The organism is Mesorhizobium sp. M0074 (assembly GCF_040322975.1).
GTDB lineage: Bacteria > Pseudomonadota > Alphaproteobacteria > Rhizobiales > Rhizobiaceae > Mesorhizobium.
Map to the genome: position 1 here is coordinate 1 of NZ_JAMYUM010000108.1, position 533 is coordinate 533.

Consider the following 533-nt stretch of genomic DNA (forward strand, 5'->3'; position numbering starts at 1 on the left):
TCAATGCGACTGATGTCGTCTTGCAGAAGACCCCGTTTGGCTTCGACGTCTCGGCCTGGGAATTCTTCTGGACGTTGCTTGAAGGAGCGACCCTGGTGCTGGCGCCTCCGGCTGCGCACAAAAACCCCGATGCGCTTGTAAACTTGATAGTCAGCCAAAGCATCACCACTGCACACTTTGTACCATCCATGCTGGTCAGCTTTATGGACACGAAGGGTGTTGATGGCTGCACATCCCTGCAGCGTCTCATGTGCAGTGGCGAGGCGCTTCCTGCCTCCCTTGCGCAGAAGGTTCGGCGCGTATTGCCTTGGACTGGCCTGCACAATCTATATGGTCCCACGGAAGCAGCTATCGACGTGACGGCCTGGAATTGCCCGGCTGATTTTGACGGGTCAGTTGTCCCGATCGGGCGTCCGATTGCCAACACGCGGGTGTATCTGTTGGACGGTCATGGTCAGCCGGTGCCGTTCGGGGCGGTGGGCGAGCTCTATATCGGCGGGGCCGGCGTTGCGCGCGGTTATCTCAACCGCCCC

At 59.5% G+C, this 533-nt stretch carries 1 protein-coding gene; it reads left to right on the forward strand.

Annotation, left to right across the window (positions count from 1 at the left end):
• Positions 1-533 (forward strand): AMP-binding protein (locus NKJ73_RS34190; RefSeq protein WP_352572801.1); only part of this gene is annotated, 533 nt, incomplete at both ends.